The following is a 19,891-nucleotide window of genomic DNA, read 5'->3' as shown; positions in this document are numbered from 1 at the left end:
TGTACGAAATCCAGCGTCAACTTCTGGGTTGTCCGGACAACCCAGAAGTTGACGCCCGGCGCGGCGGTACCTATGTCGAGCCGGGCCGGGGCGACGGTGTGGTCCCGGCCGCGGACAGGGGGTGGAGTGGGGAGGTGGGGCGTGGCACGATCGGGGCCATGTACCCAGCGCTGGGCGCCGCCGCCGCGGTGGCCGTCATCGCCGCGACCGCGGTGGTGATGATGCGCGGCCGTCGCCGGGTGATCACGCCGGAGGAGCGCGCGACGTACCAGGTGCTGCACCTGGCGACGCTGGCCAGCGGGCCGCTGCGGCAGGGGCTGCGCGACGACACCGCCGCCCCGGCGCTCAAGCACCTGCGCACCCTGGTCGGCGCGGCCGGGCTGGCGCTGGCCGACCGCGACGGCATCCTCGCCCACGACGGCGCGGGCGGGCACCACCGCGACGCGCTGCTGGCGGCCGCGCAGCGGGCGCTGACCACCGGTCGGCCGGTGCTGCTGCGGCCCGCCGAGCTGAGCTGCGTACGCCTGGACTGCCCGGTGCGCGGCGCGGTCGCGGCGCCGGTGTCCAAGCCCGACGGCGGCACGGGGGCGGCGCTGGTCGCGGTCACCGAGACGCGGCCGTCGCCCGGCCTGGTGCGGGTGGTGCTGGAGACCGCGCACTGGGTGGCGCTGCAACTGGAGCTGGCCGAGCTGCAGGAGGAGCGGGCCCGGTCGGCGCGCGCGGAGGTGCGGGCGCTGCGGGCGCAGATCAGCCCGCACTTCGTCTACAACGCGCTGACCGCGATCGCGTCGTTCGTGCGCACCGACCCGGAGCGCGCCCGCGAGCTGATCCTGGAGTTCGCCGAGTTCACCCGGTACTCGTTCCGGGCGCACGGGGAGTTCACCACGCTGGCCGAGGAGCTGCGCTCGATCGACCGCTACCTGACCATCGAGCGGGCCCGGTTCGGCGAGCGGTTGCAGGTGCGGCTGCGGGTGGCGCCGGAGGTGCTGCCGGTGGAGGTGCCGTTCCTGTGCCTGCAGCCGCTGGTGGAGAACGCGGTGCGGCACGGGTTGCACCCGAAGCCGGGAGTGGGCACGATCCGGATCATCGCCGCGGACGCGGGCGCGGACTGCGAGATCATCGTGGAGGACGACGGGGTGGGCATGGATCCGGCGGTGCTGCTGAACGGCGACGGGACGGCCGACGGCGACGGTGGACAGCACGTGGGCCTGGGCAACGTCGACGACCGGCTGCGGGCGGTCTTCGGCGACGCGTACGGCCTGGTGGTGGAGACCGCCCCCCAGGCGGGCACCCGGGTCAGCCTGCGGATCCCCAAGTTCCGGGCGGGCCGCGCGTGACCGGCAGGCTGCGGGTGCTGGCTGTGGACGACGAGCCGCCGGCCCTCGACGAGCTGCTCTACCTGCTGCGCAACGATCCCCGGGTGGAGTACGTGCACAGCGCCTCAGACGCCGCCGAGGCGCTGCGGGTGCTGCACGAGTCCGAGATCGACGTGGCGTTCCTCGACATCCGCATGCCCGGCCTGGACGGCATGGACCTGGCCCGGGTGCTGCAGCGCTTCGCCCGCTCCCCCGCGATCGTGTTCGTCACCGCGTACGACGACCGGGCCGCGGACGCCTTCGACCTGGGCGTCGTCGACTACGTGCGCAAGCCGGTGCGGGCCGAGCGGATCGCCGAGTCGCTGCGCCGGGTGCTGTCGGAGCGGGCCGCGGTGGGCGAGCGCCCCGCGGCGGCGCCGGAGGCGGCCCCGGCCGGCGACCCGATGATCCCGGTCGAGCTGGGCGGGGTGGTGCGGCTGCTGCCGCGTTCGACGGTGTGCTGGGTGGAGGCGCAGGGCGACTATGCCCGGCTGCACACCACCGACGGCTCGCACCTGGTGCGGGTGTCGCTGACCCAGCTCGAGGAGCGCTGGACCGACGCGGGTTTCCTGCGCATCCACCGGTCGTACCTGGTGCGCCTGGACCTGGTCACCGAGCTGCGGCTGACCGGCTCCGGGTACGTGGTGACGGTCGAGGGGCGCCAGCTGCCGGTGGCCCGGCGGCACACCCGCGCCCTCAAGGACCGCCTGATCCGGCCCGCCAAGCAGCACTGGCACTGACCCGGCCACGCCCGGTGACCCCGGCTGCCGCCCGGCGGCGCGCGGGTGCCGTTCGGCGCTTGTCGATCAGCCGCTGAGCGCGCGGGGGCGACCGCTCGGCGCGTTCCTCGCCCGGGGTGCGTCGAGCCCGTTCCGTGGTGAACATCACGGTCCTAGCCTGCGCTGAACCGCACCCCCCTCCCCTCGACCGAGGCTGGTGATTACATGAGCACCGACGCTCCGGACCAGTACGAGCGCATCGCGGCGAGCCCCGAGTTCGCCGGCCTGCGCCGCGCGCTGCGACGTTTCGTGTTCCCCATGACGATCGCGTTCTTCACCTGGTACGCGCTGTACGTGATCCTGTCCGCGTACGCCCGCGGCTTCATGGGCACGAAGGTCTTCGGCAACATCAACGTTGCCCTGATCTTCGGCCTGCTGCAGTTCGTGACCACGTTCCTCATCGCGTGGCTGTACGCCCGCTACGCCGACCGCAAGCTCGACCCGGTGGCCGAGGAGATCAGCGCCCGGATCGAGGGCGGCGGCTACGGCCCCGCCGCCGAGCCTGCCGCCGAGGAGGTCGCGCGATGAGCGCCCGTACCCTCACCATCGTCTTGTTCGTGGTCTTCGTGCTGTTCACGCTGGGGATCACGATCTGGGCGAGCCGGCAGACCAAGACCGCCACCGACTTCTACGCCGGCGGCCGGTCCTTCTCCGGGTTCTCCAACGGCATGGCCATCGGCGGCGACTACATGTCGGCGGCGAGCTTCCTGGGCATCGCCGGCATCATCGCCCTGTCCGGCTACGACGGCTTCCTCTACTCCATCGGCTTCCTGGTCGCCTGGCTGGTGGCGCTCCTGCTGGTGGCGGAGCTGCTGCGGAACTCGGGCAAGTACACGATGGCCGACGTGCTGGCGTTCCGGATGCGCCAGACGCCGGTCCGCGTGGCCGCCTCGATCTCCACCATCGTGGTGTCGATCTTCTACCTGCTGGCGCAGATGGTCGGCGCGGGCGCGCTGGTGGCGCTGCTGCTCGGCATCAAGCCGGGCGCGCACTTCCTGGGCATGGACGCCGACACCGCCAAGATCGCCACGATCATCTTCATCGGCATCCTGATGATCGTGTACGTGACCGTGGGCGGCATGAAGGGCACCACGTACGTCCAGATCATCAAGGCGTTCCTGCTCATGGTGGGCGCCGCGGTGATGACGCTGCTGGTGCTCGCGGCGTTCAAGTTCAACCTGTCCGGGCTGCTCGGCGAGGCCGCCGCGAAGTCGGGCAAGGGCGCGGCGTTCCTGGAACCGGGCCTGCGCTACGGCAAGGAGGTCGCCGGGGACGCGGCACAGACCTTCTACAACAAGATGGACCTGCTGTCGCTGGGCATCGCGCTGGTGCTGGGCACGGCCGGCCTGCCGCACATCCTGATCCGCTTCTACACCGTGCCCAACTCCAAGGCCGCCCGCAAGAGCGTGCTCTGGGCGATCGGCATCATCGGCACCTTCTACCTGATGACGCTCGCGCTGGGCTTCGGCGCGGCGGCGATGGTGGGCGGCGAGGCGATCACCGCGCAGGACAAGGGCGGCAACACCGCCGCACCGCAGCTGGCCCAGGCGCTCGGCGAGAAGTTTCTCGGCGGCACCACCGGCGGCGCGGCCATGCTGGCGATCATCGCGGCGGTGGCCTTCGCCACCATCCTCGCCGTGGTCGCCGGCCTGACGCTGGCCTCGTCGAGCTCGCTGGCGCACGACATCTACGCCAGCGTCATCCGCAAGGGCCAGGTCAGCGAGGGCGGTGAGGTGCGCGTCGCGCGGATCTCGGCGTTCGCCATCGGCGCGGTGGCGATCGTGCTGGCCATCTTCGCGCAGAGCCTGAACGTGGCGTTCCTCGTCGCGCTGGCCTTCGCGGTGGCGGCCTCGGGCAACCTGCCCGCCATCCTGTACTCGCTGTTCTGGAAGCGGTTCACCACCAGCGGGGCGACCGCCGCCATCTACGGCGGCCTGATCACCGCCGTGGTGCTGGTGTTCTTCTCCCCGGTCGTGTCCGGCAGCCCGACCGCGATGTTCCCGAACTCGGACTGGCAGTGGTTCCCGCTGTCGAACCCGGGCATCATCTCGATCCCGATCGGCTTCCTCTGCGGCTGGCTGGGCACGGTCCTGTCCCGCGAGCCCGCCGACGCGCCGAAGTACGCCGAGCTGGAGGTGCGCGCGCTCACCGGCCACGGCGCGCACTGAGGTCCGGAAAACCAGCAGGGGCATCCCGCGGTCCGCGGGGTGCCCCTGCTGTCGTGGACGCCTAACCGCGCGTCGGCGGCGCCGCCGTGATGGTGGACACGAAGTGCGCCAGCTTCTCGTTCGACAGGTGCTGGGCCAGGTCGGCCTCACTGATCATGCCGATGATCTGGTGATCCTCGATCACCGGAACCCGGCGGATCTTGTGCTGCTCCATGAGCTTGAGCACCTCGTCCTCGTCGGCCTTCGCGTCGACCCAGATCGGCGTGCCCTGCGCCATCTCCTTGCACGTCATCGTGCTCGGGTCCTTGCCCGACGCGATGCACTTCACCACGATGTCGCGGTCGGTGATGATGCCGCGCAGCTTGTCGTCGTTGCCGCAGATCGGCAGCGAGCCGACCTGCATGTCCCGCATGAGCTGGGCCGCGCGGGCCAGTGTCTCGTTCTCGGGCACGCACTGCGCCCCCAGGTGCATGATCTGCTTCGCCGTGGTCATCGACATACCCCCTTAGCCGGTCCCCTGGGGTCATCCTTCCCCCGGACCGGCCGGCGGCGCAGGTCAATCGACAGAGATGATCGCCGGGTGGCGCGGGTCGTTCACCGTCACCACCACGTCGGCGAAGCCGTCCGGGCCGACCTCCTCGGCGTAGCGCTCGTACGCCGGCAGCGTCCAGGCCAGCTCCGGCGGGGTGCGCCGGGCCAGCGCGGCGGGCGACAGCACCAGATGCACCGCGAGCTCGAACGGCAGCCCCGAGCCCAGCAGCAGGTCGCCGCTGACCAGCACCACCCCGCCCGGAGGCAGGGTCAGGTAGCCCGCCCGGGTGGCCCGGTCGCGCCGGGCGTCCCACAGGCTCGGCAGCACCCGGCCGGAGCCGCCCGGACCCGCCGGATCGAGCACCTCCCGGCGCAGCCCGGCCTCGTCGACCCAGCCCTCGTAGTACGAGTCCGGGTTCGTCCGGCCGAACTCCAGCCGCACCGACGCCGGGCGCAGGAAGTCCGCGGTGCGTACGTGCAGCGTCGCGTGCCCGCGGGCCCGCAGCGGGTCGACCAGGGCCTCGGCCAGCCGCTCCGGCTCGGCGGCGGGCGGCCCGTCGACGGCGACCCGCAGCCACCCGTCGGGCGGCGCCGCCTGCGCGATCCGCTCGGTCAACTCACCGGCCAGCCCCTCCGGCGTCACGGGTCGCACTCGCACCCGCCCATCATCCCCCCCACCCCCGTGATCCACCCGCGCCCCCGCCCGGCAGGTCGAAGATCGCTGCCTCCGGTCAGAATGTGCAGTCCCACCACAGCTTTCGCCCACTCACGACGGTCATAGCCGCCACGCCACCGGCCCACGGCACGAGTGGCCGCGGACTTGATCGCTACTTGGTGTCGGAAAGTGCAGCCAGACCACAGGTTTCGACCGGAACCCGCGATCATCGCCGCCCCGCCCGGCCAAGCGGCGCGGCCCACGGAGGCGGGGCAAGCCGGGGAAGGTCGGGCCGATGTGGAGCGTGGGAGGATCGGCGGATGGATGACCCGCGCGCGGAGATGGTCACGGTGTACGCGGGTGAGCAGCCGCCGGACTGGTGGGACGCGGCGGTGTTCCTGGCGGGGCCGACGCCGCGCTCCCCCGCCGTCGCCTCGTGGCGCCCGGACGCACTCGGGCTGCTGGAGCGCCTGTGGACCGGACCCGGCCGGCTGGTGGTCTTCGTGCCCGAGCGGCCCGAGGGCGGTATGCCGCACGGCTGGCTGCGCCAGGTGGAGTGGGAGGACACCTGCCTGCACCTGTCCGACGTCGTGGCGTTCTGGGTGCCCCGCGATCTGGCCACCCTGCCGGGGTTCACCACCAACGTGGAGTGGGGACGCTGGGAGGGCAGCGGCCGCGTGGTGCTCGGCGCACCCGCCGACGCCCCCGGCATGCGCTACCTCGCCCACTACGCGACTCAGCACGGCGCGCCGGTGGCCGACACCCTGGAGGGCACCCTCGCCGCAGCACTCACCCTGACCGCGGGCACGGCCCACCCCACGGGCACAGCCCACCGACCTGCCGCAGACCCCCGCACGAACGCGCACCGTCCCACGAACGCGGACCGCCCCACCGGCGGCGCGCGGCGGGCGGGCGCGCACCGCGAGCTGCCCCTGCCGCTGTGGCGCAACCCAGGAGTGCAGGCCTGGCTCGGCACCCAGGAGGCGGCCGGGCACCGCCTGCGCTCGGCCCGGGTGGCGTGGACCTGGCCCGGCCCGGACGGTCGGCCGTTCTGGTGGGCGGCGCACGTCGCCGTCGAGGTCTCCGGCGAGGGCCGGGTGAAGGACAATGAGGTGGTGATCGGCCGGCCCGATGTCAGCGCGGTCGTCGCCTACCGTCCCGGTGCGGCGCTCGCGGACACGCTGGTGGTGCTCGTACGCGAGTACCGCAGCAGCGCCGTGACCGGTGACGGCCGGGTGCACGAGCTGCCCGGCGGCTCCCAGCCCGGCGCCGCCGACCCGCGCCAGACGGCCCTCGAAGAGCTGGCCGAGGAGACGGGCCTGCGGGTGGACGCGGCCCGGCTGCGCGCCCACGGCGTACGCCAGCCCGCCGCGACCGTGTCGGCGCACCGGGTGCACCTGTTCAGCCTGGAGCTGACCGAGGCGGAGGTGGCCGCGCTGGAGGACGGCCCGCAGGAGCACGGCCTGGCCGCCGACGGCGAGCGGACCACCCTGGAGCTGACCACGTACGGCACGCTGCTGACCGACCCGGACGTGGACTGGAGCACGCTGGGCCTGGTCACCGCGGCGCTGGCGGCACCGGCCTAGCCGCCGAGCGCGGACGGCCCAGCCGCCCAGCGCGGACGTCTAGCCGGCGAGGGCGGACAGCACCAGCCGGGCCGTCGCGGCGTCGGGGGCGACCAGGAACGGCAGCACGTTGCCGCCGCCGATGCGGACCTCGCCGCCGTCGGCGGTCATGGCGACCCCGCCCGCCTCGGCGTGCAGCAGCAGCCCGGCGGCGTGGTCCCAGGGCAGCTCCCAGGTGAGCACCATCGCGGTGCGGCGCCCGCTGGCGAGCTGGATGTACTCCAGCCCGGAGGTGTCGAAGAAGGACAGCGCGACCCCGTGCCGGGCGAGGCGGTGGAACCCGTCGCGCTCCTCGGGCCGCCACCAGACCGGCGGGGACACGCTGACGTCGAGGTGGCGCAGCACCGGCTCGACGGGCCGCACCCGCACGCGCTGCCCGTCGACGTACGCCCCGCCGCCCGCGGTGGCCACCGCCATCAGGTCGAGCACCGGGGCGAAGGTCCACGACGCGAGCAGCCGCCCCCGGTGGGCGAGGGCGACCAGCGTGGTGAAGCGGGGGCTGCCGCTGACGAAGTTGTGGGTGCCGTCGATCGGGTCGACGATCCACGCCGGGGCGTCGCCGTCGATCGCGGCCAGCAGGCCGGGGTCGGCCGAGACCGCCTCCTCGCCGACCATCACCGAGCCGGGCACCAGCGCGGTCAGGTGCTTGGCCAGCTCCTCCTCGGCGGCACGGTCGGCGACGGTGACCAGGTCGGTCTCGGAGGTCTTGTGCGCGATGTCGGCGGCGTCGAGCCGGCCGTACCTGGGCAGGATCTGTTCCGCCGCGACGCGGCGCACCGCCGCCTCGACCTCGGCCACCTCGCGCGCGTCCAACACGCCGCCCAGCGTGCCACCCACCGCACCGGCAACGCACCCCGGGTGCCTGCCCGGCCGCGCGGGTCACGCGGGTCTCCGGCCCGGCTCAACCCACCCGACCACCGATGGCCGTTAGGAAGGGCACCTTCTACAACGCATAGCGTTAAGAAGGTGCCCTTCCTTTCGGGTGGGGTTCTCAGGGGACTCTCAGAGGATGGGTGTCGCCGTTTGCAGGTCAGGATCGTTATTACGGCGTGATCTTCCGGGTGCCTCCGCGGTCCGCCGTCCTGGCCGGCCTGTCCCGCAGGTCGGTCGACCTGCTGCTGCCACGTGTCAAGGGAGCCGGCGGGCCGGGTGAGCGGTGGGCGCGCTCGGCGGTGCGCTGGCATCTGACCAGCCGGTACGACACGAGCGAGCTGCGGCTGACGCCGACCGCGCACGGGCCGGTGCTGGCCCGGCCGGTCCCCGGGCTGACCCCGCTGGAGGCGCGGCGGCGCTGCCTGGAGACGGTGCTGACGGTGCTGGCCGAGGCCGGTGTCGAGCACTTCTGCGTACGCGGCTACGACGACCGGGCCTCGGCCGTGGCGATCAGCTCGGGGCCGCGCCGGGAGGCGTGGGCGGCGCTGCGGCGCGAGGCGCTGCGCCGGCCGCTGCTGGTGGCACCGGTGACCGAGGACGGAGTCGGCACTGCCCTGCCCGCGACCTCGAACCACGCCTGGCGGCTGCTGGCCGGCCACCGCGTCATCCGCCTGATCCAGTACTTCTGCGACCCGACAGGCAACCTGCTGCTCGGCCCGGAGCACGGCTGCGACCTGGAGGTGTGGTCGCGTACGCCGCAGGGTCCGCTGCGCGCGCCCCGGCCCAACCGCGCCGCCGACACCGTCCCGGCCACCGGCCCGCCGATCCTGCTGGACGAGGCGCAGTACAGCCGCCATCTCTCGCCGCACACCGGCCCGCTGCCGCGGCGGCCGACCCGGCCCGAGTTCGCGGGCACCCTGCTCGACGACGTCACGTTCCCGGTGGACGTGGTCTACACGTGGGTCGACGACGCCGACCCGGCCTGGCGGTCGCGGCGCGACGCGGCGCTGGCCGAGCAGCACGGCCCGCTGATGGCGCAGGCCGCCGGGTCGGCCCGCTTCGCCAACCACGACGAGCTGCGCTACTCGATGCGCTCGCTGCACCTGTACGCGCCGTGGGTGCGCCGGATCTGGCTGGTCACCGACGACCAGGTGCCGGCCTGGCTGGACCCCTGCCACGAGCGGGTGACCGTGGTGAGCCACAAGGAGCTGTTCGGCGGCGCCGGGCGGCTGCCGACGTTCAACTCGCACGCCATCGAGAGCCGGCTGCACCACATCGACGGGCTCAGCGAGCACTTCGTCTACTTCAACGACGACGTGTTCGTGGGCCGGCCGCTCGGCCCGCTGAAGTTCTTCCAGCCCAACGGCCTGTCGAAGCTGTTCCCGTCGAAGGGCAAGGTCGACCCGGGGCCGGTCGGCGACGGCGACCTCGCCTCCACCGCCGCGGGCAAGAACAACCGCGAGCTGATCGCGCGCGACTTCGGCCGGCACCTGACGTACAAGATGAAGCACGTGCCGCACCCGCTGCGCCGCGACGTGCTGGCCGAGATGGACGAGCGGTACGCGGCGGAGCTGGAACGCACCGCGGGCAACCGGTTCCGGGACCCGTCCGACCTGTCGCTGGCGTCCTCGGCGTACCACTACTACGCGCTCGCCACCGGGCGGGCCGTCATCGACCGCATCACCAGCACCTACGTGAGCCTCGCCGCCCCGGATGCGAAGGCCGCGCTGACCCGGATCCGTACCCGGCGTGACCATGACGTGTTCTGCGTCAATGACGAGGAGGGAACGTCCGAGCAGCGGGCGGCACGCCACCGGCTGCTGCACGGCTTCCTGACGGCCTACTACCCGGTGGCCGGGCCGTGGGAGCTCCCGCCGCCGGCCGTACCCCGACAGGACAGGTGACCTTTGCACCGTCGTACCGCGCTGAGCGCCCTGCTGCTGGCCGGTGGCGGCGCGATCGCCCTGGGGCTGAGCCGGCCCTGGGAACGCGTCTGGTCCGCCGACCCGCAGCGGCCCGGGGCGTTCCTGAACATCTGCGCCCACCCCGACGACGACCTGTACTTCCTCAACCCGGACGTGATGCAGGCGCTGGCCGAGGGATGCCCGGTGACCAGCGTCTACCTCACCGCGGGCGAGGCCAACGGCGTCAACGCCCAGCTGGGCGGCGATGACGACGACAAGCCCAAGCCCGACTTCGAGGGGTACGCCGCGGCGCGGCAGTACGGCATCCGCGCGGCGTACGCGGCGATGGCGACCGGCGACCGGGAGAGCGCGTGGCGGCGGGAGGTGCGGCGGCTGCCCGGCGGGGTGGTGTTCGAGACGGCCACGCTGGTCGCGGCCCCGCACATCACCTTGGCGTTCCTGAACCTGCGCGCGCCGCTGGACGCGCCGAAGGGCGGCGCGAACCGGCTGTACTGGCTGTGGGACGGCCGCCGGGCCGAGCAGCCCTACCTGCGCCCCACGGACAGCCCGCTGGCCGCGCCGGGCACGCTGCGGCGCGAGGACGTGCTGGCGGTGCTGGCGTCGCTGCTGGACAAGGCCGCGCCGACGGTGGTGCGCACTCTCGACCCGGCCCCGGAGCACCTGTCGTACGACTCCGACGACGGCGCCGAGTACTCCGACCACCAGGACCACCTGTACGCGGCGTACTTCGCGCACGAGGCGGTGCGCCGGCACCGGGCGGCGGGCGGGCGGGCGGTGCAGGTGCAGGCCTACCGCGGCTACTTCAACAAGTACTGGCCGCGCAACCTCAGCCCGGCCGTGTACGAGCGCAAGTTCTCCTACCTGGACATCTACGGCTGGGCCGACGGGCACGACTGCGGGACGCCGTACGGCTGCGGCGACCTGCAGGTCGGCACCCGCGCCCGCAACAAGCGCTACGGCCGCAGCCAGACCTACCGGCACCCCGGCGGCACGGCGTGGCTGGTCGCGTACGCGGGCGGGCTGGCGGCGTTCGCCGTGTTCGCGGGCACCGCGGTGATGTGGCGGCGCGACGCGGACGCCGCGGACTGGGGCGCGCCGGCGGTGGTGGGCGGCGAGCACCTGGTCCCGCACCTGTGCGCGGTGGCCACCCCCGACGGGCGGCTGCACCTGTTCGGCGTACGCCAGGACCTCGACGTCACCGGGCCGCGGCAGACGGTCGTGCACGGCGTGCAGGCCCGGCCCGGCGCCGGGTTCACCTGGACCGACGTCGGCAACCCCGACGCGGGCGGCGACCCGGTGCGCGGCCGCGAGCTGGGCATGCCGTACGCGGTGGCCGACGCCGACGGCGGCCTGACCCTGTTCGTCCGCGACTTCGGGCGCGGGGCGAGCGTGCGGACCGGCACCGGCGACGGCGGCTGGGGTCCGTGGACCGGCCTGGACGGCGACGGGATCCGCGACGCCCTGGTGGCGGTCACCGCGGGCCCGCGCACCGACCTTTACGCGGTGACCGACGACGAGCTGCTGTGTTGGACCCGTGACAGCCCCGGCGGGCGCTTCGCCAAGCGGCGGGTGCTGATGCACGGCCCGATGGACGGCACGGTGTCGGTGGTGCGCAACGGGTCCGGCGTGGACGGTCCGGTGACCGTCGGGCACGCCGACGGCGCCACGCTCACGATCGCGCAGGACACCGGCACCTCGACGGTCCCGGCCAACGGCGGCCTCGGGGCCGTCGCCGGGCTGCTGCGCGATGGGCGGCTGCAACTGGTGCGCCGCAACGACGACGGCCGGATCGACGTCTGCGACCCGCACCCGCCCGGCGAGCACCCGTCCTGGCACGGCTCCGGGGTGCTGTTCACCGGCGCGCCGGCGGTCGCGGTGGACGCCACGGGCGTCGCGTACGCCGCCGTGGTGGGCGTCGACGGCCGGTTGTGGACCTGCCGGCTCGACGCCCCCGCCACCGCACTGACCTGGCGCCCGGCACCAGGTCCCCCGACCCTGTCGCAGGTGTGAGACGAGCCTGCCCTTCGTTACCAACGGGTATGCCGAGAATGTCCATTCTGCCGCCTTGACCGCCGCCGCTCTTCTAGCGTGATCGTGGGTGTCAGCAGGGCGCTGAGCCCAGCCCGAGGAGGCATCACCACCATGGCGAAGAACAGCAACCGACCCGACCGCAACCCCCGCGCCGCCCAGCACGAGGACGCCCCGCACGCGGGCGCCTCGCAGCAGCACCAGGCCGGCGGCATGAGCGCGCATTCCATGAACCACGCCGACGCCGACGCCGACCATGAACACTCGGCCACCGCCACCATGCAGCGCAAACAGCAGCAGGACGGCGCCTCGCCCACCACCATGAAGTCCAAGAAGTCCAACCAGCCCAAACACAACCAGCCCAAGCGCTGACACCTCACCCGGCGGCGGGGCGCGGTCACCACCGCCCCCCGCCGCCGCCCCTTTGTCCGTTGATCTTGCGCGTACGGTGGGGACGACACGCCCCTTCCGGGCATATCCCCAACACTTCGCGCAAGATCGTCGCGATCTCGGGGTCGGTGGTCAGCGGAGCAGGGTGGCGGTGAAGGGTTCGACGGCGGCGCGCCAGCCGGCGGGGTCCTCGCGGTGCAGGACATGGCCGGATTCGGGGAGCACCGCGAACCGGGCGTCGGGCAGCAGGGCGGCCGCCTCACGCTGGCGCTCGACCGGCTCGTCGCTGCGGCCGCCCGCGACGACCAGCGCCGGGCAGCGCACCAGGGCCAGCTCCGGGCGGTGGTCCCGGGCCTGCCAGTGCTCGGCCGCGGCCAGCACGTGCGCCCGGTGCGCCAGCGGCCACCAGCCGTCGGGGCCCTGCCGCATCACCCCCGCGAACACCTCGCCCAGCGCGGGTCGCGCGGCCCCGAAGTAGGCCCGGACCTCGTCGAGCGACGCGAACGGCACCGGCCAGTCGTCGAGCCAGTCACGCCAGCGGCGCAGGCCGTCGGCCGGGGTGACCGGGCTCATGTCGCCGATGACGACGCCGCGCACCAGCTCCGGGCGGCGGCCGGCGAGCTGCCACGCGGTCAGCCCGCCCATGCTGTGCCCGATCACCAGCGCCGGGCCCAGGCCGAGCCGCTCGATCACCGCCGCCGCGTCGCCGACGAACGCATCCCGGTGGTACGGCCCGTCGGGGCGCCCGCTGCGGCCGTGCCCACGGGCGTCGTAGCCGACCACCCGGCCGTACGCGGTGAGCCACGCTGCGGTCGAGGCCCATGTGCCCGCGTGATCGGTCAGGCCGTGCAGCAGCAGGATGCCCGGCCCGCTCCCGCCGAACTCCGTGACGTGCAGCCGTGTCCCGTACGCACCGTCGATCTCCATTCGGCCCTCCTGTAATACCTCGATTCGAGGCATGAGGTTAGCCAGATACCTCGAATCGAGGCAAGGCAGAATATGCGGTGTGATCGAACTCGCGATCCTCGGTTTCCTGGCTGAGCAGCCGCTGCACGGGTACGAGCTGCGTACCCGAATCGCCCAGCTGGCCGGGCACGCGCGGCCGATCAGCGACGGCAGCCTCTACCCGGCGATCACGAGGATGGAGAAGGCCGGGCTGCTCGTGCGCCGCCGCGAGCCCGGCGCGGTCGCGGCGCAGCGGCACACCCTGGAGCTGACCGACGCCGGGCGCGCGGAACTGGTGCGGCGCCTGCGGGATCCGGCCGACCTCGACGTCACCGACGGCACCCGGTTCAACGTGCTGCTGGCCTTCCTCGGCCGGCTCGGCGACCGCGGCGCGCAGGCCGCGGTGCTGCGGCGGCGGCTGGACTTCCTGGAGGCGCCCGCGAGCTTCTTCTACACCGGAGACCGGCCGCAGCGCGCCGACGAGCAGCCCGACCTGTTCCGCCGGGGCATGCTCGTAGTGGCGCGCGCCACCAGCCGCGCCGAGCGGGCGTGGCTACGGGAGGCGCTCGCCGAGCTGGCGACGTGAGACTATTTACGGACCATGGCGCTCACTGATCACCTCCCCCGCGACAACGACCCCGACTCCCTGTTCGACGCCTTCTCGACCTGGGTGACCGAGCAGGGGATCACGCTCTACCCCGCCCAGCAGGAGGCGCTGATCGAGATCGTCTCCGGGGCGAACCTGATCCTGAGCACCCCCACCGGCTCCGGCAAGAGCATGGTGGCGCTGGGCGCGCACTTCGCGGCCATGGCGCAGGGCAAGCGGTCCTTCTACACCGCGCCCATCAAGGCGCTGGTCTCGGAGAAGTTCTTCGCGCTGTGCGCGGCGCTGGGCCCGGAGAACGTGGGCATGATGACCGGCGACGCCGCGGTCAACCCGGACGCGCCGGTGATCTGCTGCACCGCGGAGATCCTGGCCAACCTGGCCCTGCGCGACGGCCCGGACGCCGACGTCGGCCAGGTCGTGATGGACGAGTTCCACTTCTACAGCGAGCCCGACCGGGGCTGGGCATGGCAGGTGCCGATCCTGGAGCTGGAGGACGCCCAGTTCGTGCTGATGTCGGCCACCCTGGGCGACGTCAGCCGGTTCGTGGACGACCTGACCCGGCGCACCGGGCGGCCCACCGCCGTGGTCAGCTCCGGCGAGCGGCCCGTCCCGCTGATCCACTCGTACGTCACCACGCCGCTGCACGAGACCATCGAGGAGCTGCTGTCCACCAAGCAGGCGCCGGTGTACATCGTGCACTTCACCCAGGCCGCCGCCCTGGAGCAGGCCAGCGCGCTGATGAGCATCAACATGAGCACGCGCGCCGAGAAGGACGCCATCGCCGAGCTGATCGGCAACTTCCGGTTCACCGCGGGCTTCGGCAAGACGCTGTCCCGGCTGGTGCGCCACGGCATCGGCGTGCACCACGCCGGCATGCTACCCAAGTACCGCCGCCTGGTGGAGCAGCTCGCCCAGGCCGGCCTGCTCAAGGTCATCTGCGGTACCGACACCCTCGGCGTCGGCATCAACCTGCCCATCCGCACCGTGCTGTTCACCGGCCTGAACAAGTTCGACGGGCAGAAGATGCGGCTGCTCAAGGCGCGTGAGTTCCACCAGATCGCCGGGCGCGCCGGGCGGGCCGGATACGACACCCTCGGCACCGTCATCGTGCAGGCCCCCGAGCACGTGGTCGAGAACGAGAAGGCCGTGGCCAAGGCCGCGGGCGACCCGAAGAAGATGAAGAAGCTGGTGAAGAAGAAGCCGCCGGAGGGCTTCGTCGGCTGGGCGCAGCCCACCTTCGAGCGCCTGGTCGGCGCCGAGCCCGAGCCGCTGACCTCCAGCTTCCACGTCAGCCACGCCATGGTGCTCAACGTGATCGAGCGCGGCGGCGACGCCTTCGACAACATGCGCCACCTGCTCACCGACAACCACGAGACCCCCGCGGCACGGCGCAAGCACATCCGCCGGGCGATCTCGATCTACCGGGCGCTGCGCACCGCGGGCATCGTCGAGCAGACCGAGGACGGCCGCATCCGGGTCACCGACGTGCTGCAGCTCGGTTTCGCGCTCAACCAGCCGCTGTCACCGTTCGCGGTCGCCGCGATCGAGCTGCTCGACAAGGACTCCCCCGGCTACGCCCTCGACGTCGTGTCGATCATCGAGGCGGTGCTGGAGGACCCGCGGCAGATCCTCTACGCCCAGCAGGACCGCGCCAAGGGCGAGGCCGTCGCGCAGATGAAGGCCGACGGCATCGAGTACGAGGAGCGCATGGCGCTGCTCGAAGGCGTGACCTGGCCCAAGCCGCTCGAGGAGCTGCTGGAGGTCGCGTTCGAGTCCTACCGCAAGGGCCACCCGTGGGTCGACGACCACCGGCTGTCCCCGAAGTCCGTCGTGCGCGACATGTTCGAGCAAGGCATGACCTTCACCGAGTACGTCAGCTTCTACGGCCTGACCCGGTCCGAGGGCCTGGTGCTGCGCTACCTCGCCGACGCGTACCGGACGCTGCGCCAGACCGTGCCCGAGGACGCCAAGACCGAGGAGCTGCACGACGTCATCGAGTGGCTCGGCGAGCTGGTCCGCCAGGTCGACTCCAGCCTGCTCGACGAGTGGGAGCAGCTGACCAACCCCGGCGCGGCGCCGGTCGAGGCCGCGCCGCCCGCGGTCACCCGCAACGTGCGCGCGTTCCGGATCCAGGTGCGCAACGCCCTGTTCCGCCGGGTCGAGCTGGCCGCCCGCCGGCGCTGGGAGGCGCTCGGCGAGCTGGACGGCGCGGACGGCTGGGACAGCGAGGCCTGGCGCGAGGCCCTCGCCCCGTACTTCGAGCTCTACGACGAGATCGGCATCGGCCCCGACGCGCGCGGCCCGGCCCGCATCATCATCGAGCAGGGCAAGGACGTGTGGACGGTGCGCCAGATCCTGGACGACCCCGAGGGTCACCACGACTGGGGCATCAGCGCCGAGGTCGACCTGGCCGCCTCCGACGAGCAGGGCCAGGCCGTCGTCACCATCACCGACGTCGGCCAGCTCGGCACCTGACAAGATCGCAGCTCCCCCGCGAAGATCGCCATTCCGTGTCACTTCACGCAGTCTGGCTGCGGTTTTCGACACGGAACAGCGATCTTGCCCCCGGGCTCAGCCCCGCACCGGGCGGCCGGGGTCAGGCGGAGCGGGAGGTGAGCAGGCGGGAGCCGGCGGTGACGTTGGACAGCAGGCTGGAGCCGACCAGGACGCCCAGCGACACGGCCACCACGGTCAGGAACGCGGTGATCAGGTTGGACCGCCCGGTCCCGGACAGCTCCACCAGCCCGGTCAGGCCGCTGAGCCCGACCAGGCTCAGCGCACCGGGCACCAGCAGCCAGAACGACGGCAGGAAGACGACCTGCGCGGGCGGCCCGCCGAGCCGCTGCACCGCGTTGGCCAGCGGCACGATCAGCAGCCCGCCGACGAACGCCGCGAACACGCCGCCGGTCCACCGGCCCGCGAGGAACTGCGCACCGTACGCGATGAAGAGCGTGATCAGCAGCCAGGGCAGGGACCGCGGCGGCGCGGCGCTGTTGAGGTAGATGCCCACCCCGAAGACCAGCACCCCCACCCACGGCGACCACGGTCCGAGGTCCTCGGGCACGGGGGCGGCCTGCGCGGGACCGGCGAGCTGCATCCCGGCGTAGATGCCGAAGGTGAGCAGCAGCAGCACGTACACGCTGGACACGAGGCGGCTCGCCCCGCTGATGATCGAACGGGTGACCATCTCCTGCGCGCCGAGGGTGAGCGCCGCGCCCGGCAGGAACGTGGCCAGCGGCGGGATCAGCAGGCTGGCCGGGTCCGCGCCCAGCTCGGGGCTGTACCGGTAGGCGAGCACGGTCACCAGCATGGCCGCCGCCACGGGCAGCGCCAGCGACAGCACCTGCACCCGTTCGGCCAGCAGCCGCAGCACGCCCACCAGCAACCCGAGCACGGCCAGGCTGAGCAGCGCCCGGCCGTCGCGGACGAACAGCAGGCCGATGCCGACGGTGAGCACGCCGTGGCCGAGCACCGGGACCAGCGAGCCGAACCGCGGCGGCGCGTCGAGGATGTCCTGCACCCGCGCGATGCCCTCGACGGGCGGGATCGGCTCGGCCTTGACCTGCTCGAACAGCTTGTAGAGCTGGTCCACCTGGTCCAGCCGCAGCGGCGGGCCGTCCGCGTTGGCGAAGTCCACCACGACGCCCCCGCCGCCGTCGCGGGAGCGGACGAACACCCCGGTCGGCACCACGAGGAACTCGACGTCGTCCACGCCGTACGCGTCGGCGATGGCGACCAGCTCGTCGGGGATGCGGTTGGCCGTCTCCCCGGCCAGGCACAGGGCCACGCCGCACTGGCGGAGAAACTCGATCAGGTTCTCGGGGGGCATGGTCACTGCGGCAGTATGGATCACCGCGCCGCGCGGGCACAGCCCCCGCCTCCGCCATACCGGACAGCGGTACGCGCACCCGCGCCCACCCCGCGATCCGGCCCGCAGGCCCGCCACGTCGATCCAGCCCGAAGGGGAGGGACGCCGGGCGGAAGCGCCCCGGGGACGCAGGCGAATGCGGACAATGGACCCATGACTGACGAGCATGCGATGCAGCGTGAGCTGGACCAGGTCGATGCCATGATCGCGGAGCTGCGCGGCCAGGCCCAGAAGATCCGCGCGGAGGTCGGCAACCGCGAGGACGGGCCGTCCGACCCGGGCGACGTCAGCCTCCTCATCTCCAGCGCGGAGGAGCAGGAAGCGCTCGTCGCCGTGCTGGAGGACCGCCGCGGCAAGCTCCGCGAACGCCTCGGCCTGGGCACCGAACCGGCCTGAGCCGCGGGCGGCGGTCGTCTCCGCCCTGCCGGTTGGTCAGGCGACCCCGGCGGGGCGGAACTGGACGCTGACGCGCGGGCCGACGTGGCGGGCCGTCTTCGGGATGCAGTGCTCCCAGGTGCGCTGGCAGGAGCCGCCCATCACGACCAGATCGCCGTGGCCGAGCGGGAACCGGATGCTGGACTCGCCGCCGCCGCGCGGGCGCAGCAGCAGCGGGCGCGGCTCGCCGAACGAGACGATGGCGACCATGGTGTCGCTGTGCGAGCCCCGCCCGATGGTGTCGCCGTGCCAGGCCACGCTGTCGCGGCCGGAGCGGTAGAGGCACATCCCGGCCGTGGTGAAGGGCTCCCCCAGCTCGTCGGCGTAGTACGCGCTGAGCTGCGCGCGGGCCTGCGCCAGCAGCGGGTGCGGCAGCGGCTCGCCGGGGCCGTACCAGCGCAGCAGCCGGGGCACGTCGACCTCGCGCTCGTACATCTCGCGCCGCTCGGCCCGCCAGTCGACCTGATCCAGCAGTGTCTCGAGCACCTGTTCCGAGCCGCGGACCCAGCCCGGCAGGTGGTCGACCCAGGCGCCGCGGGTCAGCGCGTGCCTGGTCACCGCCCCGGCGAGCGGGCCGAGCTCGGCGCGCTCGGCGAGATCGAACATCGACGGCTGGTGTGCGTGCCCCATGAACAGGCATTCTACGCCGACTTCGTACAGCCGTACCAATCCACGGAATTCGTTGGGGCCGGGTGCGCGGCGAACCGGACGGCACGGCATGATGGCTGCCTAAGCGCTCCCAGTCGGCACATCCAATCACGACGGTGGCATGTGGTGTCGAACCGGCCGGACGGATCGATGGGGATAGTATGCCGCGCGGAAGCCGCAAAAACTGGGAGCCGTCTGAGGGTGACGCATGAGGCCGCTGGGAACCACCGACCCGAACTTCGTCGCGACGTACCGGCTGGTCGGCGTGCTGGGCGGGGGCGGTATGGGCCGCGTCTACCTCGGACAGTCCCCGAGCGGGCGCTACGTCGCGATCAAGGTGATCCGGCCGGAGCTGGCCGCCGACCCGATGTTCCGGCGCCGGTTCACCCGTGAGGTGGCCGCGGCCCGGCTGGTGAACCCGCTGTTCACCGCGGCCGTGGTGGACGCCGACACCGAGACGGAGTCGCCGTGGCTGGCGACGACGTACATCGAGGGCCCGAGCGTGGAGCAGCGGGTGCTGTCCGGCGGCCCGCTGGACGTGCCCGCGGTGATGACCCTGGCCACCGGGCTGGCCGAGGCGCTGGCCTCGATCCACCGCGCCGGCCTCATCCACCGCGACCTCAAGCCCGCCAACGTGCTGCTCGACGACGCCGGGCCGCACATCATCGACTTCGGCATCGCGCTCGCCTCCGACGCCGAGCGGATGACCACGGGAGTCAACGTCGGCACCCCGTCGTACATGGCGCCCGAGCGCATCCAGGGCGAGGACTCCGGGCCGCCGGGCGACGTCTTCTCCCTCGGCGCGACGCTGTACTTCGCCGCCACCGGCAAGACGCTGATCTCCGGCGGCAGCATGTTCGAGCAGATCAACCAGGTCACCCAGGGTCGCTTCGACCTGGCCCCGCTGCCCGCGGCCGTGCGCCCGTTCATCGTGCGCTGCATCAGCCTGCGGCCGCACGACCGGCCCACCGCCAAGGAGCTGGCCCGCATCCTCATCGGCACCGGCGTCTCCACGCCGGTGACGGCGGTGCCGAAGCCGGTGCGCCAGGCGATGCGCTC

The 19,891-nt window shown here is 72.9% G+C and carries 18 protein-coding genes; 12 read left to right on the top strand and 6 right to left on the bottom strand.

Going from position 1 to position 19,891, the window contains the following annotated elements; all coding sequences use genetic code 11:
* Positions 1-158: 158 nt before the first annotated feature.
* The 4 genes from AB0J67_RS30750 (at position 159) to AB0J67_RS30735 (ending at position 4,302) form a co-directional block, all read left to right on the top strand.
* On the top strand, positions 159-1,337 hold the full coding sequence (locus AB0J67_RS30750; protein WP_363487390.1) for a histidine kinase: 1,179 nt from the start codon (positions 159-161) through the stop codon (positions 1,335-1,337).
* A complete protein-coding gene (locus tag AB0J67_RS30745) occupies positions 1,334-2,095 on the top strand; it encodes a LytTR family DNA-binding domain-containing protein (RefSeq protein ID WP_363487388.1) in 762 nt (253 codons plus the stop codon). Before AB0J67_RS30750 ends, AB0J67_RS30745 begins: the two co-directional genes overlap by 4 nt.
* Positions 2,096-2,299: 204 nt before the next feature.
* Complete coding sequence (locus AB0J67_RS30740) at positions 2,300-2,662, top strand: DUF485 domain-containing protein (RefSeq protein ID WP_363487386.1); 363 nt, start codon at positions 2,300-2,302, stop codon at positions 2,660-2,662.
* Positions 2,659-4,302 carry a cation acetate symporter gene (locus tag AB0J67_RS30735; RefSeq protein ID WP_363487384.1) on the top strand — a complete coding sequence of 548 codons (1,644 nt, stop codon included), beginning with the start codon at positions 2,659-2,661 and terminating at the stop codon, positions 4,300-4,302. The genes AB0J67_RS30740 and AB0J67_RS30735 overlap by 4 nt, the downstream gene beginning before the upstream one ends.
* A gap of 61 nt (positions 4,303-4,363) precedes the next feature.
* Here AB0J67_RS30735 and AB0J67_RS30730 read toward each other — a convergent pair whose 3' ends face one another.
* Both AB0J67_RS30730 and AB0J67_RS30725 read right to left on the bottom strand, forming a co-directional pair.
* Positions 4,364-4,795 (bottom strand): CBS domain-containing protein, encoded by a 432-nt coding sequence (locus AB0J67_RS30730; RefSeq protein ID WP_363487382.1) that lies wholly within the window; start codon positions 4,793-4,795, stop codon positions 4,364-4,366.
* Between the two features lie 63 nt (positions 4,796-4,858).
* Entirely contained in the window at positions 4,859-5,491 is a 633-nt protein-coding gene (locus AB0J67_RS30725; RefSeq protein WP_363487380.1) for a uridine kinase, read from the bottom strand.
* 317 nt (positions 5,492-5,808) lie between these two features.
* Between AB0J67_RS30725 and AB0J67_RS30720 the strand changes: the two genes are divergently transcribed.
* Entirely contained in the window at positions 5,809-7,074 is a 1,266-nt protein-coding gene (locus AB0J67_RS30720; RefSeq protein ID WP_363487378.1) for a nucleoside 2-deoxyribosyltransferase domain-containing protein, read from the top strand.
* Between the two features lie 39 nt (positions 7,075-7,113).
* On the opposite strand, the gene AB0J67_RS30715 is transcribed toward AB0J67_RS30720, so the two are convergent.
* Complete coding sequence (locus AB0J67_RS30715) at positions 7,114-7,929, bottom strand: inositol monophosphatase (protein ID WP_363487376.1); 816 nt, start codon at positions 7,927-7,929, stop codon at positions 7,114-7,116.
* Between the two features lie 245 nt (positions 7,930-8,174).
* Between AB0J67_RS30715 and AB0J67_RS30710 the strand changes: the two genes are divergently transcribed.
* The 3 genes from AB0J67_RS30710 (at position 8,175) to AB0J67_RS30700 (ending at position 12,311) form a co-directional block, all read left to right on the top strand.
* Positions 8,175-9,890, top strand: coding sequence for a stealth family protein (locus AB0J67_RS30710; protein WP_363487373.1), 1,716 nt, complete (start codon positions 8,175-8,177; stop codon positions 9,888-9,890).
* Positions 9,891-9,893: 3 nt separating this feature from the next.
* Positions 9,894-11,921 carry a PIG-L family deacetylase gene (locus tag AB0J67_RS30705; protein WP_363487371.1) on the top strand — a complete coding sequence of 676 codons (2,028 nt, stop codon included), beginning with the start codon at positions 9,894-9,896 and terminating at the stop codon, positions 11,919-11,921.
* Positions 11,922-12,053: 132 nt separating this feature from the next.
* Positions 12,054-12,311, top strand: coding sequence for a hypothetical protein (locus tag AB0J67_RS30700; RefSeq protein ID WP_363487369.1), 258 nt, complete (start codon positions 12,054-12,056; stop codon positions 12,309-12,311).
* 150 nt (positions 12,312-12,461) lie between these two features.
* On the opposite strand, the gene AB0J67_RS30695 is transcribed toward AB0J67_RS30700, so the two are convergent.
* Positions 12,462-13,256: an alpha/beta hydrolase gene (locus AB0J67_RS30695; RefSeq protein WP_363487367.1), complete on the bottom strand. Its 795-nt coding sequence runs from the start codon at positions 13,254-13,256 to the stop codon at positions 12,462-12,464.
* A gap of 79 nt (positions 13,257-13,335) precedes the next feature.
* Here AB0J67_RS30695 and AB0J67_RS30690 point away from each other — a divergent pair, with 79 nt between their 5' ends.
* Positions 13,336-13,860, top strand: a complete 525-nt coding sequence (locus AB0J67_RS30690) for a PadR family transcriptional regulator (protein ID WP_363487365.1) — start codon at positions 13,336-13,338, stop codon at positions 13,858-13,860.
* A 15-nt stretch (positions 13,861-13,875) separates the two neighbouring features.
* Positions 13,876-16,356 carry a DUF3516 domain-containing protein gene (locus AB0J67_RS30685; RefSeq protein WP_363487362.1) on the top strand — a complete coding sequence of 827 codons (2,481 nt, stop codon included), beginning with the start codon at positions 13,876-13,878 and terminating at the stop codon, positions 16,354-16,356.
* A 121-nt stretch (positions 16,357-16,477) separates the two neighbouring features.
* Here the strand turns inward: AB0J67_RS30685 and AB0J67_RS30680 are convergent, their stop codons facing one another.
* A complete protein-coding gene (locus AB0J67_RS30680) occupies positions 16,478-17,710 on the bottom strand; it encodes a threonine/serine exporter family protein (protein ID WP_363487392.1) in 1,233 nt (410 codons plus the stop codon).
* Between the two features lie 192 nt (positions 17,711-17,902).
* Between AB0J67_RS30680 and AB0J67_RS30675 the strand changes: the two genes are divergently transcribed.
* Positions 17,903-18,145, top strand: coding sequence for a hypothetical protein (locus AB0J67_RS30675; RefSeq protein WP_363487360.1), 243 nt, complete (start codon positions 17,903-17,905; stop codon positions 18,143-18,145).
* Positions 18,146-18,181: 36 nt separating this feature from the next.
* Here AB0J67_RS30675 and AB0J67_RS30670 read toward each other — a convergent pair whose 3' ends face one another.
* Complete coding sequence (locus tag AB0J67_RS30670) at positions 18,182-18,814, bottom strand: alpha-ketoglutarate-dependent dioxygenase AlkB (protein WP_363487358.1); 633 nt, start codon at positions 18,812-18,814, stop codon at positions 18,182-18,184.
* A gap of 226 nt (positions 18,815-19,040) precedes the next feature.
* Here AB0J67_RS30670 and AB0J67_RS30665 point away from each other — a divergent pair.
* Positions 19,041-19,891: serine/threonine-protein kinase (locus AB0J67_RS30665; RefSeq protein WP_363487356.1), on the top strand; the 851-nt coding region annotated here is incomplete at its 3' end.

This window comes from Catellatospora sp. NPDC049609, assembly GCF_040675365.1.
Lineage (GTDB): Bacteria > Actinomycetota > Actinomycetes > Mycobacteriales > Micromonosporaceae > Catellatospora.
Note: the sequence above shows the minus strand (reverse complement) of the source record. Positions and strands in the feature narration are given on the sequence as shown.